Raw genomic sequence first — 15,417 nt, forward strand, 5'->3', positions numbered from 1 at the left:
GGTCATGTTTCTTGGTATCGATTGCGGCACCCAGGGCACCAAAGCATTGCTACTCGACGCCTCTAGCGGGCGTGTCCTGGGCCAGGGTGCGGCGAGCCATACGCTGATAAGCGGCCCAAACGGACGCCGCGAGCAGGATACCGAGCAGTGGACCGCCGCTTTCGTCGCCGCGACTGCAGCCGCGCTGAATGCCGCCGGTGTCGATGGCAGCGGCGTGCTGGGCATCGGTGTTTCAGGGCAACAGCATGGCCTCGTGACACTCGACGACAAAGGACAGGTGCTTCGTCCGGCCAAACTGTGGTGCGACACGGAATCCGCCGCTGAAAATCAACGGCTGCTCGATTGGTTGGGCGGCGAACAGGGCTCGCTGCAACGCCTCGGCGTGGTCATTGCCCCTGGCTACACGGTGTCAAAACTGCTGTGGATGAAGGAGCAGCATGCTGAGCGCTTCGAGCGCATCGCTCACATCTTGTTGCCCCATGACTACCTCAACTACTGGCTGACCGGACGCTGTGCAAGTGAGTATGGCGATGCCGCAGGGACGGGCTATTTCAACGTCCGCTCCCGCCAATGGGACAACGCCATACTGCGCTATATCGATCCCACGGGCCGGCTCGAAGCGGCGCTGCCCGAGCTGATCGAGCCTCATCAGCCGGTCGGGCGGATCCGTCCTGAACTGGCCGCCACGTTAGGGCTGAATCCCCATGCACTCGTCGCGAGCGGTGGCGGCGACAACATGATGGGCGCGATCGGCACAGGCAATATTTCCCCCGGCGCGATCACGATGAGCCTCGGGACATCCGGAACTCTCTATGCGTTTGCTAACGAAGCCCGTATCAGCCCGCAGCCCTCAGTCGCGACCTTCTGTTCATCCAGCGGCGGCTGGCTGCCGCTGATCTGCACGATGAACCTGACCAATGCGAACGGTGCTATCCGCGATCTGCTACAGCTCGATCTCGATCAGTTCAATGCATTGGTGGCGCAATCTCCGATCGGGGCCGAAGGCGTAACCATGCTGCCATTTCTGAATGGCGAACGCGTCCCCGCCCTGCCCCAGGCCACGGCCAGCCTGCACGGCCTGACCGCCGACAACCTGACCCGAGCCAACCTCTGCCGCGCCGTCGTCGAGGGCGTGACCTTCGGCCTACGTTACGGATTGGATTTGCTGCGTGAGAGTGGGATACGTAGCGAGCGGATACAGCTGATCGGCGGCGGTGCGAACAATCCGCTGTGGCGGCAAATCGTCGCCGACATGATGGCCACGCCCGTGGTCTGCACGTCTCATAGCGAGGCTGCGGCGCTTGGGGGTGCGATCCAGGCGGCGTGGTGTCACGCCAGAGAAAGCGATTCTCAAGCCAGCCTTATCGAGCTTTGCGACCGTTGCGTCAGTCTTGACGAAACAACCGCGGTCGACCCTGCCCCCAACGCCGTTCACGCCTATGAACAGGCCTACCGGCGCTACCGGGACCTGGTCGGCACCACCTACGGTCAACGCACGCCGCCGGATCTGACAACAGTCGCGCCGTGATGAACCGGCTCTGCTGTCGAGCCGGGCGTTGAGCAAGCCCAGGGCGCGGAATCACTTGTGATAAGGGCCCAGCTTGCTCTCCGTGATTGCGGCAGCACGCTCATACCTACAGGCAACGCGCCGTATGTAGGGTGGGCTTCAGCCCACCAATCACCTCGCTGGTGGGCTGAAGCCCACCCTACGGTTACTCTGAGGCTTTAAGGGGACTGGCGCAGTCACCTTCACCAGCTCGCAGCTCATTCCCAACTGTCGGTGCATAAAAAAAGCAAAGCCATTTGAGTGGCTTTGCTTTTACCTTTTGCCCGGAGCTACCGCTGCTTAGCGGCTGCGCAGCATTTCCCGCGGGAAGTACTTGCCCAACTCATGCTTGGCGATCGACGCGCGGTGCACCTCGTCTGGGCCGTCCGCCAGGCGCAGCGTGCGCTGCATGGCCCACCAGTGGGCCAGCGGGAAGTCTTCGGAAACACCGGCACCACCGTGGATCTGAATGGCGCGGTCGATAACCTTCAGCGCAACGTTTGGCGCCACAACCTTGATCTGCGCGATTTCACTCGCTGCAATCTTGTTGCCCACGGTATCCATCATGTACGCGGCATTAAGCGTCAGCAGCCGCGCCATGTTGATTTCGATCCGGCATTCAGCGATGTGATCGAGGTTGGCGCCCAGGCGCGCCAGCGGCTTGCCGAATGCTGTGCGGTTCACGGAGCGCTCACACATCAGCTTCAGCGCGCGCTCGGCCACACCCACGGAGCGCATGCAATGGTGAATGCGGCCTGGGCCCAAGCGGCCCTGAGCGATTTCAAAGCCACGGCCTTCACCCAGCAGAACGTTCTCATACGGGACCCGAACGTTCTCAAGCAGAACTTCGGCGTGCCCGTGCGGCGCATCGTCATAGCCAAACACGGGCAGCGGACGCAGGACTTTAAGACCCGGCGCATCCATCGGCACGAGGATCATCGAATGCTGTTGGTGGCGTGGCGCATCGGGGTTGGTGAGGCCCATGAAGATCATCACCTTGCAGCGCGGATCGCAGGCGCCGGAGGTCCACCACTTGCGACCATTGATGACCCATTCGTCACCCTCCCGCACAGCCCGGGCTTCCATGTTGGTGGCGTCGGACGAAGCCACGCCAGGTTCGGTCATGCCGAAGGCGGAACGGATCTCGCCGCGCAGCAACGGCTCCAACCACTGCTTCTTGTGCGTTTCGCTACCGTAGCGAACCAGCACTTCCATGTTGCCGGTGTCCGGCGCCGAGCAGTTGAACGCCTCCGGGCCAAGCCCCGAGCTGCCCATGATTTCAGCCAGCGGTGCGTATTCGGTGTTGGTCAGGCCAGCGCCCAGCTCGGAATCCGGTAGAAACAGGTTCCACAGTCCCTCGGCTTTTGCCTTGGCCTTGAGCTCCTCGACGATAGCGGTCGGCTGCCAGCGGTCACCCTCTGCGACCTGCTGGTAAAAGACCTTTTCGGCGGGATAGACGTGAGCATCCATGAACGCTTGCACGCGCTCTCTCAGCTCTTGAACCTTCGGGGAGTAGGCGAAATCCATGGGCGATGACCTTCTGGCAGGTAATGTTTTGTAATTTTGAATGCTAGAGGACCCCTGTTGATTTATCTAAGCTATTTTCCTCGTGTATAAACATTCATCACCGATATATGATCGGCGAATTCCGATACACGCCCAGAGAGCACAACAATGAACCTGAACAAGGTCGATCTGAATCTATTCATTGTCTTCGACGCCATATATACCGAGGCGAACCTCACCCGCGCCGGGCAGATCGTCGGCATTACCCAGCCAGCCGTTTCCAACGCCCTGGCACGCCTGCGGGAAACCTTCAACGATCCGCTGTTCGTGCGAACCGCACAGGGCATGGTGCCGACGCCGATGGCGCAGAACATCATCGGCCCTGTGCGCAATGCGCTGCAATTGTTGCGCGTCTCGGTGCAGGAAAGCCGCACCTTCAATCCGCTGCAGGCAAACAAGACCTTTCGCATCAGCATGACCGACCTGACCGAGGCCGTGGTGCTGCCGCCGCTGTTCCAGCGCCTGCGTCGACTGGCGCCGAACGTGAAGATCGAAAGCATGCTCGCCAAGCGCCGCGAAACGACCAAGGAATTGGCGGCCGGACGCCTGGATTTCGCCATGGACGCACCGCTGAACACCGATCCGCAGGTGCGCCACGTCAAACTGCTGGAAGATCGCTACGTCTGCGCCATGCGCCGTGGGCATCCGCTGGCCAAGGACAAGCTGAGCGTCGAGGAATACCTGTCGCTTTCGCATATCCATATTTCCAGCCGGCGCAGCGGGCTGGGCATGGTCGACCTGGCGCTCGGCAAGATGGGCCAACAGCGCAAGATCGCCTTACGCTCGCAGCACTACATGATGGCCACTCAGGTGATTCAGCAAACCGACATGGCCGTCACCGTTCCCGAGCGTTTCGCCCGTCGTCATGATTTGCATCAGGTGCCCTTGCCGGTGGATATCCCACCACTGGAGACGCACATCTACTGGCATGAGAGCACCGATCAGGACCCGGCCAACCGCTGGATGCGTGAACAGATGATCGAAATCGCTCAGCAGGTAACGGCGGCGCAGCAGGTCGACTGATTATCCAGTGGAAAATCCGAAAACAACCGGCACGTGCAAGGCGTGCCGGTTTACCTCATGCGCTTTCGCGCATCACCACTTCAAACCCCACATCAATGCGCCGTTGCGGTGGCGACTCGCCGCGCATCAGGCTCAGCAGCATCTGTCCAGCCAGCTTGCCAATCTCACCACGGGTGGTGCGCACAGTGGTCAGTGCCGGGTGCATCCAGGCGGCCGCTGGCAGGTCGTTGAACCCGGCGACCGCCAGCCGTTCGGGCACAGCCAAATTCAGCTGGCGAGCACGAAATAGCGCACCCAACGCCAGGTCGTCGTTGTTGAAGAAGATCGCATCGATCTCTGGATGCTGCGCCAGTAACCGGTCGAGCAACTCAGCGCCCAGCCCGATGGATGACACCTGCGGTGTGAGCAACTCAAGCGCAGCATCGTATCGCGAGGCGCCGCGCATGACCTGGCGATAACCTTCAGCACGTTGCAGCGTCCGTGGATCGAGCTGCGCGGCCGCAAACGCGATGTTGCGGTAGCCGCGTTCGAGTAGCTTGCGGGTCATGGCCGCGCCGGCTTCCAACTGGGAAAAACCGACGCAATACTCCTCGTCGGCATCGCTCAGCTCCATCAGCGTCACGATCGGACTGGTGTAGCTGCCCAGCACTTCGCGCGCGGCATCGCTGCGCTCGAAGCCGGTGACCAGCAGTCCCGCCGGCTGATGCGCCAGGTAGGCGCGCAAAAGGCGCTCGTCCTCTTCGGGATGGTAATGGCTGACGCCGATCATCAGCTCGTAGCCCGCCGGCATCAGCACGCGCTGAATGGCTTCGACGGTGTCGACGAACACCGCGTTCGATAACGAGGGGATAATTACTGCGATCAGGTTCGAGCGTGCGCTCGCCAGATTCCGCGCCGCCGTATGCGGGACGTAACCCAAGGCCTTGACCGCCGCCATCACCCGCTCGCGCAGGGCGTCCGATACCCGCTCGGGTTGCGACAGCGCACGCGAGGCGGACATCAGTGAACAACCGGCACTGCGAGCCACATCGGACAACGTGGCCCGCTCAAGCGAACGGCGACGGCGAGAGCTCATGGCGGGATCCAGCGGCGAAGGGGGCGGAGATTCTATACGGGAAGACGCCCCGAAGCAGGCCACGTAAGCGCTGACACGCGTCAGCGCTCGGTGACATGAATGGGGCGCATCCGATTACTTCGGCGCTTTCTCGATCGCTGCCTGCACTTCGTTGAACAGCGGCTCGCCAACCGTATCGATCACGGTCTGGATGGCGGGTTTGGCCTGCTCACGCATGCGCTGGATTTCCTCAGGGCTGACCTTGTTCACTTCCATGCCGTGCTCCTTGATCTTGGCCAGGGCTTCGCGCGCTTCGGCGCGGGTGTCCTCACGCTCGGCATCACGCGCTGTCTCCGCCGCCTTTCTGATGATTTCCTGCTCGGTTTTCGACAGGCCATCCCACCAGCGCTTGGAGGCCGTGACGATCCATGGGCTGTATACGTGGTTGGTCACGCTCAGGTACTTCTGCACCTCGTAGAACTTGGACGAGAGGATGGTGTTATAGGGGTTTTCCTGACCGTCGACTGCCTTGGTTTCCAGTGCGGTGAACAGCTCGGAGAACGGCAGCGGCACGGCATTTGCGCCCATCTGCTTGAAGGTATCGATAAACACTGGATTCGGCATGACCCGCAGTTTGATGCCGTCGAAGTCTTCCATCTTCTCGACCGGGCGCACGTTGTTGGTCAGGTTGCGGAAGCCGTTCTCCCAATACGCCAGGCCAACGAGACCCTTTTCCTCCAGCGCGTCCATGACCTTCTGGCCGACCGGACCATCCAGCACGTAGTCTGCCTGTTTTTCGCTTTCAAACAGGAACGGCGTGTCCCAGACCGCCATCTCTTCAGCCACGCCGACCAGGGTTGCGGTCGAGCCGACCATCATTTCCTGAGCGCCGCCCATCAGTGCGTTCTGCATCTGATCGTCGGAACCCAGGCTGGCAGAACCAAAGGTGCGAACCTTGAGCTTGCCGTCAGACGCCTTTTTTATTTCCTCGGCCAGCAACTTCGCGGCACGCCCCTGGTTGCTGTCTTCGTTGAGTCCGTAACCGAAGCGAATCATTCGCGGCCGAATGTCGTCAGCCGCCTGAGCGGTGACTGCAGTGATAGCGCTGCCAAGGGTGGTGGCGGCCAGCGCCGCGATGAGAAATCTTTTCATGCTCTCTTACCTTTTGTTGTTGTGGATGAAGGGATGAAGGGATGAAGCTCAAGCCTCGCGTCGGTCATCGCAACCACGCCAATGGCACGGTGATGATTGACGGCACTGCAATCAGCAGAATGACGATGGCCAGATAGATGGCGAAGAACGGGACGACACCGCGCACCAGTGTTTCCATGCGCAGCCGCCCTATCCCGCCGACAACGTTGAGTACGGTACCGACGGGCGGCGTGATCAGACCGATCGAGCCGATCAGCACGAACATCACGCCGAAGTACACCGGATCGATGCCGGCCTTCACCGCAATTGGCGCCAGTACCGGCCCGAGGATCAGAATGGTCGGAGTCAGATCGAGCACCATACCGATGGCAATCATCAGCACCATGATGGCGACCATCAGCAGCTTGGGATCTTCAGCCAGTGGGCCGAGCATCGAGGCGATTTCATCCGGCAGCTGAGCCAGGGTGATCATGTAGGCGGAGACGATCGCCGCTGCGCACAGGAACATGACCGAAGCCGTGGTGCGGCTGGCGCGGGTCAGCACCTCGACGACACCGCCCCAGCTCAGTTCGCGATACAGCAGCGTCGACACCAGCAGCGCATAGACCGCCGCTACCACAGCCGCCTCGGTCGGCGTGAACAGGCCGAAACGCAAGCCGCCGACAATAATCACCGGCAGCATCAACGCAGCCGCGCCATCGACCAGTGCCTTGCGGCGTTCGGCGCCGCTGGCCTTCGCCTGGGGGGGCTCTTTGATCTTGCGGGCGATCAGCGTCCAGGCCACAACCAGCCCGGCGCCCATGATCAGCCCCGGAACCATGCCGGCGAGAAACAGCTGGCTGATGGAGGTGTTGGTGACAACTCCGTAGATCACGAATGGCATCGAAGGTGGAATGATCGGCGCGATGATGCCACCCGCCGCAACCAACCCGGAAGACGAGCTCAGCGGATAGCCGCGCTCCCGCATCATTGGCAGCAGTAGCGTCGCGAGTGCTGCGGTGTCGGCCAGCGCCGAGCCGGACATGCTTGCCAGCAGGACCGACGCTGCAATCGCGACGTAGCCGAGGCCACCACGCTTATGGCCGAAATAAGCCTGCGCCATGTTGATGATCCGGCGCGAGATGCCGCCGGCATTCATCAGCTCGCCGGCGAGGATGAAGAACGGCACCGCCAACAACGGAAAGCTGTCGGCACCGGCCTGAAGGTTCTGCGCCAGCAGTTGCACATCCCAGAAATCGAGATACCACATCAGCACCGCGCCAGTGAGAATCAGCGCGAAGGCGATCGGCATACCGAAGGCCATGAAGCCAAACAATGACGATAAGAAGACGACGACAGTCATGTACGGACCTCGGGTGGGCGTATGCCCTTGTTGTTATCAGGAATCAATCGGCCGTTACGTTGGCTTCGGCGATGGGTAACGGCGGATGTCGACGCCATACATTGACCAGCTGGATCAACGCCAGAACCGCAAGCGCAACCATGCTGGCGGCGACCGGAACCATCGCCACGGCCAGCGGATAACCCACCACAGGGCTGTTGATGGTCCAGCCGAATTGCATCTGATTCCATCCGCCCATTGCGGCCAATGCACTGGCTACCGCGACCATGATCCAACTGACCGAATCCACCAGCCGACGAAACAGACGCGGAAAGCGGTCGCGGATCATGCTGAACGCCATCAGCTCGCCTCGGCGCATGCTCGAAGCCACACCAACGAACACCAGCCAGACGAAGGCCAGCCTCGAAAGCTCTTCTGCGCCGGTCCAACCCGTACCGAACGCATAACGCAGGACCACGCTGCTGAACACCACGATGACCATGGAGGCCAGCAGCGCTGCCATCAGCCAATCGGTAATCCGGTCGAAGCCCTGGGCGAACTTACCGCCATAGATCGGCTGGGTGGTCAGCTCGGCGCCCGTCAGCTCGACGTGCTCGACGCCTGCCGCAGTGTCGGCCTGGGTAGCGCGCTGAACGCCGGGCTTGCCGTCGCGCTGGCCGCCGCCCTTGTTAGCGCTATCAAGCGGCGCCGCGGAAAGGTCCTCCTTGGCGTTGATCGCCAGACCGCCATCCTGATTCATCCAGGTGACGATCTCATCCAGCACCTGCTCGCGCGGCTGGCTGGCGTCAACCACCAGTACATGTGGCTCGCCTGCCGGCGATTCGAGCGTTGCGAACTGGCTGTCCACCAGCGAAATCGGCATGAAATGACCGGCCCGCCCGCCAACGCGCTGGATCGCCGTGTCGTAATCAATGGAAAGATGCGCAAAGCACAAACCAGGCACGGCATCGCGTAGCAGCTCGCGGTAACGGCGCTTCAGGGCAGAACAGGCGAGAACGAAGCTGACGTCTTCATCGATAGCGCGCTGCATTTCAACGACGAGTTTCTGCAGCCACTCGACGCGGTCGGCATCCGATAACGGCGTGCCGGCACGCATGCGCGCAACATTTTCTTCAGGGTGGAAATGATCGGCTTCGATGTGTCGAAAGCCCAGCGCATCGGCTACGGCATGGCTGGTTTCGGTCTTGCCCGAACCACTGACGCCCATGACCACCAATGCGCGGCGATTTGCGGGAAATTCGCTGTGGGAGTGGTAATCCACTGTCGGTCTCCGGCGGCATCGTTGTGCCACATTATGTTTGTGGACCGGATGGTAGCGCTAACATACGACCAACTATAACTACCGTTCGTCGGCTTTGCTTGCAGCCGAACGGTCGACTTCGCTGTTTTTCCGCTTCGGTTTGCAGAACTGTCTGACTACAATCGCCGCCGCATCCAAGGAGACCCGCAATGCCCAAAGCCATGGCCCGCCACATCCTGGTGAAGACCGAAGCCGAAGCCGCGCAGCTGAAAAAGCGCATTGCCAACGGCGAAGCCTTCGACGTGTTGGCAAGGAAATACTCGATCTGCCCGTCGGGCAAGAAAGGTGGCGATCTGGGAGAGGTGCGCCCCGGGCAAATGGTGCGCAGTATCGATCAGGTGATATTCAAGAAACCGCTACGCGAAGTGCATGGCCCGATCAAAAGCCAGTTCGGCTATCACCTGGTGCAGGTGTTCTACCGCGATTGAGGCATCTCAGTCGCCCTTACCGAAACGCTGTAGCTGCATCTCGCGCAACCGACTCAGTGTTCGGCGAAACGCGAAGGACAGATAACCCTGGGTATAGAGCTCATCCATGGCAACCCGGGCTTCGAGATACAGCGGCACGCCCCGGTCATAGCACTCATCCACCAGAGCGATGAATCGCCTGACACTATCATCGTGAGCAGCCAACTTAGGTAGCTCACGATCCCCCGCCTCCACCCGCGCCGCACCATCCTCGGTTCCACGAGCGATGCGTCCTTCCCGCTGTTCGCTGCCCAACCGCGGCACGTCGCCAATCAGGATCGCCTGGTAGCGATCGCATAGCTCGATGAAATCCAGCGCCGAGAATGGCTGTGCGCACAGGTCTGCAAAGCGACACCAAAGTACGGAGTTGCTACTGCAGACAACTTGAAGCGGCCGGCGTCCGACGAGAACCGGCTCGGTCGTAGTGGTCACCCCGCCGTTCAACCTGTCGAAGACCGAACGTAGCACCCCGTCTTCGTGGGGATCACGGACCCAATAACGCTGCTCGCCCGCGCCTGGACGCAAGCGATGATCAGCACCACCGTCCACGTTCACTACATGCATGTGGCGCTCAATCGCATCGATGGCAGGCAGGAAGCGCTCTCGGTTGAAACCGTCAGAATAGAGCTGATGAGGTGGCTGGTTGGACGTCGCAACGATGACCACGCCCTGCTCGAACATGACCTGAAACAGACGGCCCAAGATAATCGCATCGCCGATATCCGCGACGAACAGCTCGTCGAAACACAGCACCCGCACGTCCTCGCTGAGCTCCCTCGCTAACGCCTGTAGCGGATCTGACGTGCCGTTGAGCTGGAACAGACGAATGTGCACCCAGCGCATGAAGTGGTGAAAATGCTGGCGCCTCGCCGGGACCTTGAGGCTGCGATGGAACATGTCCATCAGCCAGGTCTTGCCGCGCCCGACCGGGCCCCATAAGTAAACGCCGCTTGGCGATTCGCCGGCGGCATCTCCATGCAACGCGTCATGGCAGCACTGCAGCCGCTCGACCGCGCGCAGCTGAGCTGCGTCACTGACGTAACCGTCACGAGCGATAGCTTGCTTATACAGGGCAAGCGGAGTGCTGGATTCCATCGTGGCCGACCGATCTGAACAAGGGCCGCGATGGTAGCGCAGACAGGTCCGATGGGTAGAACGAGCGAGCCGCTCGTCTACCGCCGAAGCGGTGTCATAAAGCTGTCGCACGCCACACATAACGTCACAGTCCCGTCGATTACCTATGGAGCTGCACCGTGACTGACGATAGTCAAAACATACTGTTCGGCAACGGCGATGAACTGCCAAGTAACCATTCCGCCAACCCTCACATCCAGGACGTTATCAACCAAGGCCGTCGCAAGGTCGTGGCGAGCGGAGCAGCCTTCGGTGCGCTTGCCTTTCTCGGCGGCCTGCCTTCGATAGCAGGAGCAGCCGAGCCGGCCAAGATCGGCAGTGGTCAGCCCTTTCAGCTTCGTAATCGCCTCCCCTTTGCTGCAGTGCCGGTAACCCGCGCCGACACCATCACCGTGCCCGCTGGTTTTTCCGCCAAGACGTTCATTCCGTGGGGCACGCCGATCTGCGGTAGCTACCCCGCCTTTCTGGAAGACGCCAGCAACAGTGCGGAAGACCAGGCTCAGCAGACCGGCATGCACCACGATGGCATGCACTTCTTCCCAATGGACGCGCGGTTCAAGGGCCGCAAAAGCGACCACGGTCTGCTCGTACTGAATCACGAGTACATTGATGCCCCGCTGCTGCATCCCAGCGGCCCAACGGTGGTCAATGGCAAACGCGTGGATGCCGATGAAGTGCGCAAGGAGATCAACGCGCACGGTGTTTCGGTCGTTGAGGTACGCCGTGGTCCTCAGGGAGACTGGTCGGTATTGCCATCCGCTCGCAACCGCCGCATAACCGGCGCGACACCGATGCATATCGAAGGTCCGGCTCGTGGCCATGAGCTGATGCAAACTCGCTACAGCCCGAGCGGTACGTCGACCCGCGGTACGCTGAACAACTGCTCGAATGGCTACACGCCATGGGGCACCTACCTGACATGCGAAGAAAACTGGGCGGGCTATTTCGCTGCGGACGACGCTGAATTGCCTCGCCATCTGGAGCGCTACGGCCTTCGTTCAAGCGGGCGTTACGGCTGGGAGACCGTTCGCGGCGACGAATTCGAGCGTTTCGATGCGACCGCGACAGCCGCAGACGCGCGAGCCGACTATCGTAACGAACCGAATACGTTTGGCTGGATTGTCGAAATCGACCCCTTCGACCCGGACTCCACTCCGGTCAAGCACACGGCCCTGGGCCGCTTTGGCCACGAAGGCCTGGTATTTGCGCCGACCAAACCGGGCTGGCCGCTCGTCTGCTACTCCGGCGACGATTCGCAGAACGAGTACATCTACAAATACATCAGCCGCGACAAGTACCGCCCACAGCGCAGCGATGGTCGGCTACTCGATGATGGCACCCTGTACGTTGCGCGTTTCAACCCGGACGGCAGTGGCGACTGGCTGGCGCTGGATATCGAAGACGCGGCCTTCCAGCAGGCATGCGCTGCAGCAAACGTCAGCTTTGCCGATCAGGGCGAAGTACTGATCAACACGCGTCTGGCAGCGGACGTCGTTGGCGCGACCAAAATGGACCGCCCTGAATGGGGCGCCGTCCATCCCGACACCGGCGAGGTGTATTTCACGCTCACCAACAACAGCTCACGGCAAGAAGCCGACGCAGCCAACCCTCGCGCGCCAAACCCCACCGGACACATCATCCGTTGGCGTGAGGAAGGCAAGAATCAGGTTGGCACTCGGTTTCAGTGGGACCTGTATCTGCTCGCCGGGCCGCAGAGCGATAGCCGAGACCCACGCGGTCGGCCGCTGACCGACGAAAACATCATGGCGAGCCCCGACGGACTCTGGTTCGACGAGGAAGGACGACTCTGGATCCAGACCGACATGAGCGGAAGCCAGCTCAGAAGTGGGCCGTTCGGCAACAATCAGATGCTGGTGTCGGACCCGAAGAGCGGTGAAACCAAGCGTTTCCTGGTCGGACCCAAGGGAGCCGAAGTGACCGGTATTACGGCGACTCCCGACTTCCGCACGCTGTTCGTGAATATCCAGCACCCAGGGGAAGGGTCCACGCCGACTGAGTACACCAGCACCTGGCCCGACGGCCCGGGTCGCAGGCCACGCTCGGCGACGGTGATCATCACGCGTGATGACGGCAAGCGTATTCTCTAGCCCAAACGGCGTCCGGCTCGCCCGGACGCCTACTGAGATGAAGGTTTGGTGTCGGGGGAGATGAACAAGGCCCAAGACGACATGAACAAGGCAGCAATCAGCGGCCCTATTACGAAGCCGTTCAAGCCAAACAGCGCGAGCCCACCCAGCGTCGAAATCAGCACCAGATAGTCAGGCATCTTGGTGTCCTTACCTACCAGAATCGGCCGCAGGAGATTGTCCACCAGGCCAATCACCAGAATGCCGTAGAGCGTCAGGATCACGCCCTGGACAATCATGCCCTGGAGCAGAAAGTAGATGGCGACCGGTGTCCAGATCAGCCCGGCACCAATTGCGGGCAGCAAGGACAGAAACGCCATCAGCACGCCCCAGAGTAGCGAGCCGGGGATCCCCAGGATTGCAAAGATCACCCCGCCGAGAAATCCCTGGGTAATCGCCACCACGATGTTGCCTTTGACCGTAGCCCTCACCACGCGGGTGAACTTGCTGAACAGCCTGCGCTTCTGGTTATCGGTCAGGGGCAGCGCGCGACGGATTTTCGCAACCAGCTCGCGTCCGTCTCGAATAAGAAAGAACAGCAGGTAGATCATCACGAAAAAGCTGACCAGAAACTGAAAGGTGCCCTGGCCAAAACTGAACGCTTTGGTGGCAAGAAACTGACTGCCTTGCAAAGCGCCGCTCGCGAGTCGCTCGCGCATCTGATCAAGATCGCCAAGGCCGAAGCGCTGCAGCTGCTGTTGCAGCGAGTCAGGCAGCATTTCCCTCGCACCAACGACGAACTGGCCGACGTCAAGCTCCCCACTTTCTATCTGCTTATAGAGTGACGAGCCTTCCTGAACCAGCAGACCGGTAATCAAGATCACCGGAAGTACTGCCACGATCAGGCACACCATCAGCGTGATAAGCGCCGTCAAGTTTGGCCTGTTACCAATACGCCGCTGCAGACGACGCTGCAGCGGCGAAAAGATGATGGCGAGAATGACGGCCCAGAACACGGCCCCGTAGAAGGGAAAAAGTATCCAGCCGAACGCAATGCTCACGGTCAGCAACAGAGCGAGAAAGACTTTCTGCTCAAGGGTTGTGGTCACGGGTGCATCCTATCGCTGCGGTTGTATCTGTTAGTCAGCGATTGTCGTCAGGAGTGCTGACTGGCCATCCCCCCAACGAAAGTGCGGAAGCGCCGCCGTGGTGGCGACGCGTTTCGTGCGCGCGAACCGGGCCAACGGTGGTTACAGCGTCATCGCGGCAATCCAGCCGAATGCCAGGAGTGGCAGGTTGTAATGCAGGAAGGTCGGCACGACGGTGTCCCAGATATGGTTGTGCTGGCCGTCGGCGTTCAACCCAGCGGTCGGACCGAGCGTCGAGTCTGAGGCAGGCGAGCCCGCATCACCCAGCGCTCCGGCCGTGCCCACCAGACTGACAATTGCCAGCGGACTGAAACCGAGCTCCAGGCCAAGCGGGACAAAGATCGCGGCGATGATCGGCACTGTCGAGAACGAGGAGCCTATGCCGATGGTAACCAGCAAACCCACCAGCAGCATCAGCAGCGCACCAATGGCTTTGCTGTTACCGATCCAGTCTGCGGAGGCATCAACCAGCGTTTTCACCTCGCCGGTTTCTCGCATCACCTCGGCGAACCCCGCGGCGGCAATCATGATGAAGCCGATCATGGCCATCATCTTCATACCCTCGGTGAACAGATCGTCAGCCTCTTTCCAACGCACCACGCCGGATACGGAGAAAATCACGAAACCGACCAGCGCGCCGATGATCATCGAGTCCAGCCACAACTGGACGACGAATGCAGCCGCGATCGCCAGTGCTGCAACCAGCAAGGTCAATGGGCTGTAGCTGACACTGATCGCCTTCGACTCGTCGACTTTGGTCAGGTCATAAGTGCGCGGCCTGCGATAGCTGAACATGGCGATCAGCAGTCCCGTCAGCATGCCGATGGCTGGAATCAGCATGGCTTGGCTTACATTGATCCCAGCGATATCGGCGCCGCTTTTGGCCACGTTTGCCAGCAGGATCTCATGCAGGAAGATGCTACCGAAGCCCACTGGCAGGAACATGTAGGGTGTCACCAGACCGAAGGCAAGTACGCAGGCGATCAAGCGCCTGTCGATCCGCAGCTTGCTCAGCACATAGAGCAACGGCGGCACCAGCAACGGAATGAAGGCTATATGGATCGGCAGGATGTTCTGCGACGACACAGCGACCGCCAGCAGTAGCCCGATCATCAACCACTTCACGGTCCCGGCGGAGTCCGATTCGTGCCGCCCCACCATGGCCAATGCACGATCAGCCAGCGCATGGGCCAACCCGCTCTTGCCTATCGCAACAGCGAAAGCACCCAGCAAGGCGTAGGAAAGCGCTACCGTCGCGCCGCCACCCAGTCCCTTGTTGAACGCAGCGAGGCTCCCGTCCAGCCCCAACCCACCCAAAACGCCGCCAGCAAGAGCGCCGGCAATCAATGCCACCACCACATGAACCCTGCACAGGCTAAGAATCAGCATGATGCCGACTGCCGCTACCACTGCATTCATTTCAACTCCCCGAAAGCGGCCCTAGCCGATAAAACGCGGGGCACTTTGCCCCAAGCCCGAGAGAGTGTCAAAAGAGCCGCGCAAGCAGTGGCGAGACCGCGTCTGGCAGGTGGCAGTCCAACGGCGACAGTTGATTACAAATCGGTAGAATGCGGGCCTTTTCGCCTTACCGGATCGAC

The 15,417-nt window shown here is 60.8% G+C and carries 12 protein-coding genes; 4 read left to right on the forward strand and 8 right to left on the reverse strand.

Annotated elements, in window-relative coordinates; all coding sequences use genetic code 11:
• Positions 1-4: 4 nt before the first annotated feature.
• Entirely contained in the window at positions 5-1,528 is a 1,524-nt protein-coding gene (gene xylB / locus BUE09_RS07320) for a xylulokinase (RefSeq protein ID WP_073300058.1), read from the forward strand.
• A gap of 318 nt (positions 1,529-1,846) precedes the next feature.
• On the opposite strand, the gene BUE09_RS07325 is transcribed toward xylB, so the two are convergent.
• Positions 1,847-3,073, reverse strand: coding sequence for an acyl-CoA dehydrogenase (locus tag BUE09_RS07325; RefSeq protein WP_073300060.1), 1,227 nt, complete (start codon positions 3,071-3,073; stop codon positions 1,847-1,849).
• Positions 3,074-3,220: 147 nt separating this feature from the next.
• On the opposite strand from BUE09_RS07325, the gene BUE09_RS07330 reads away from it, so the two are divergent.
• Positions 3,221-4,135: a LysR family transcriptional regulator gene (locus tag BUE09_RS07330; protein ID WP_073300062.1), complete on the forward strand. Its 915-nt coding sequence runs from the start codon at positions 3,221-3,223 to the stop codon at positions 4,133-4,135.
• A gap of 55 nt (positions 4,136-4,190) precedes the next feature.
• Here BUE09_RS07330 and gntR read toward each other — a convergent pair whose 3' ends face one another.
• The 4 genes from gntR to BUE09_RS07350 all read right to left on the reverse strand — a co-directional run bounded on the left by gntR (position 4,191) and on the right by BUE09_RS07350 (position 8,890).
• The gene (gntR, locus tag BUE09_RS07335; RefSeq protein WP_073300064.1) at positions 4,191-5,210 is read right to left on the reverse strand and encodes an HTH-type transcriptional regulator GntR; all 1,020 of its coding nucleotides are present in this window, start codon (positions 5,208-5,210) and stop codon (positions 4,191-4,193) included.
• A 114-nt stretch (positions 5,211-5,324) separates the two neighbouring features.
• On the reverse strand, positions 5,325-6,341 hold the full coding sequence (locus BUE09_RS07340; protein WP_073300066.1) for a TRAP transporter substrate-binding protein: 1,017 nt from the start codon (positions 6,339-6,341) through the stop codon (positions 5,325-5,327).
• Between the two features lie 64 nt (positions 6,342-6,405).
• A complete protein-coding gene (locus BUE09_RS07345; protein WP_073300068.1) occupies positions 6,406-7,683 on the reverse strand; it encodes a TRAP transporter large permease in 1,278 nt (425 codons plus the stop codon).
• Between the two features lie 43 nt (positions 7,684-7,726).
• The gene (locus BUE09_RS07350; protein WP_073300330.1) at positions 7,727-8,890 is read right to left on the reverse strand and encodes a gluconokinase, GntK/IdnK-type; all 1,164 of its coding nucleotides are present in this window, start codon (positions 8,888-8,890) and stop codon (positions 7,727-7,729) included.
• A 242-nt stretch (positions 8,891-9,132) separates the two neighbouring features.
• Between BUE09_RS07350 and BUE09_RS07355 the strand changes: the two genes are divergently transcribed.
• Positions 9,133-9,411, forward strand: coding sequence for a peptidylprolyl isomerase (locus BUE09_RS07355; RefSeq protein WP_073300069.1), 279 nt, complete (start codon positions 9,133-9,135; stop codon positions 9,409-9,411).
• A 6-nt stretch (positions 9,412-9,417) separates the two neighbouring features.
• Here BUE09_RS07355 and zapE read toward each other — a convergent pair whose 3' ends face one another.
• Positions 9,418-10,545: a cell division protein ZapE gene (zapE, locus tag BUE09_RS07360; RefSeq protein ID WP_073300071.1), complete on the reverse strand. Its 1,128-nt coding sequence runs from the start codon at positions 10,543-10,545 to the stop codon at positions 9,418-9,420.
• Between the two features lie 158 nt (positions 10,546-10,703).
• Here zapE and BUE09_RS07365 point away from each other — a divergent pair, with 158 nt between their 5' ends.
• Positions 10,704-12,692, forward strand: a complete 1,989-nt coding sequence (locus BUE09_RS07365) for a PhoX family protein (RefSeq protein WP_073300072.1) — start codon at positions 10,704-10,706, stop codon at positions 12,690-12,692.
• 29 nt (positions 12,693-12,721) lie between these two features.
• On the opposite strand, the gene BUE09_RS07370 is transcribed toward BUE09_RS07365, so the two are convergent.
• Both BUE09_RS07370 and BUE09_RS07375 read right to left on the reverse strand, forming a co-directional pair.
• Entirely contained in the window at positions 12,722-13,780 is a 1,059-nt protein-coding gene (locus BUE09_RS07370) for an AI-2E family transporter (protein ID WP_073300074.1), read from the reverse strand.
• 141 nt (positions 13,781-13,921) lie between these two features.
• Positions 13,922-15,238, reverse strand: a complete 1,317-nt coding sequence (locus BUE09_RS07375; protein WP_073300075.1) for a Na+/H+ antiporter family protein — start codon at positions 15,236-15,238, stop codon at positions 13,922-13,924.
• Positions 15,239-15,417 lie beyond the last annotated feature (179 nt).

Source organism: Stutzerimonas xanthomarina DSM 18231, assembly GCF_900129835.1.
Lineage (GTDB): Bacteria > Pseudomonadota > Gammaproteobacteria > Pseudomonadales > Pseudomonadaceae > Stutzerimonas > Stutzerimonas xanthomarina.

Coding starts and splice junctions, on each gene's coding strand:
- BUE09_RS07355 (WP_073300069.1), top strand. CDS start 9,133: ATGCCCAAAGCCATGGCCCGCCACATCCTGGTGAAGACCGAAGCCGAA.
- BUE09_RS07345 (WP_073300068.1), bottom strand. CDS start 7,683: ATGACTGTCGTCGTCTTCTTATCGTCATTGTTTGGCTTCATGGCCTTC.
- BUE09_RS07340 (WP_073300066.1), bottom strand. CDS start 6,341: ATGAAAAGATTTCTCATCGCGGCGCTGGCCGCCACCACCCTTGGCAGC.
- zapE (WP_073300071.1), bottom strand. CDS start 10,545: ATGGAATCCAGCACTCCGCTTGCCCTGTATAAGCAAGCTATCGCTCGT.
- BUE09_RS07350 (WP_073300330.1), bottom strand. CDS start 8,890: ATGGGCGTCAGTGGTTCGGGCAAGACCGAAACCAGCCATGCCGTAGCC.
- BUE09_RS07325 (WP_073300060.1), bottom strand. CDS start 3,073: ATGGATTTCGCCTACTCCCCGAAGGTTCAAGAGCTGAGAGAGCGCGTG.
- BUE09_RS07375 (WP_073300075.1), bottom strand. CDS start 15,238: ATGAATGCAGTGGTAGCGGCAGTCGGCATCATGCTGATTCTTAGCCTG.
- BUE09_RS07330 (WP_073300062.1), top strand. CDS start 3,221: ATGAACCTGAACAAGGTCGATCTGAATCTATTCATTGTCTTCGACGCC.
- xylB (WP_073300058.1), top strand. CDS start 5: ATGTTTCTTGGTATCGATTGCGGCACCCAGGGCACCAAAGCATTGCTA.
- gntR (WP_073300064.1), bottom strand. CDS start 5,210: ATGAGCTCTCGCCGTCGCCGTTCGCTTGAGCGGGCCACGTTGTCCGAT.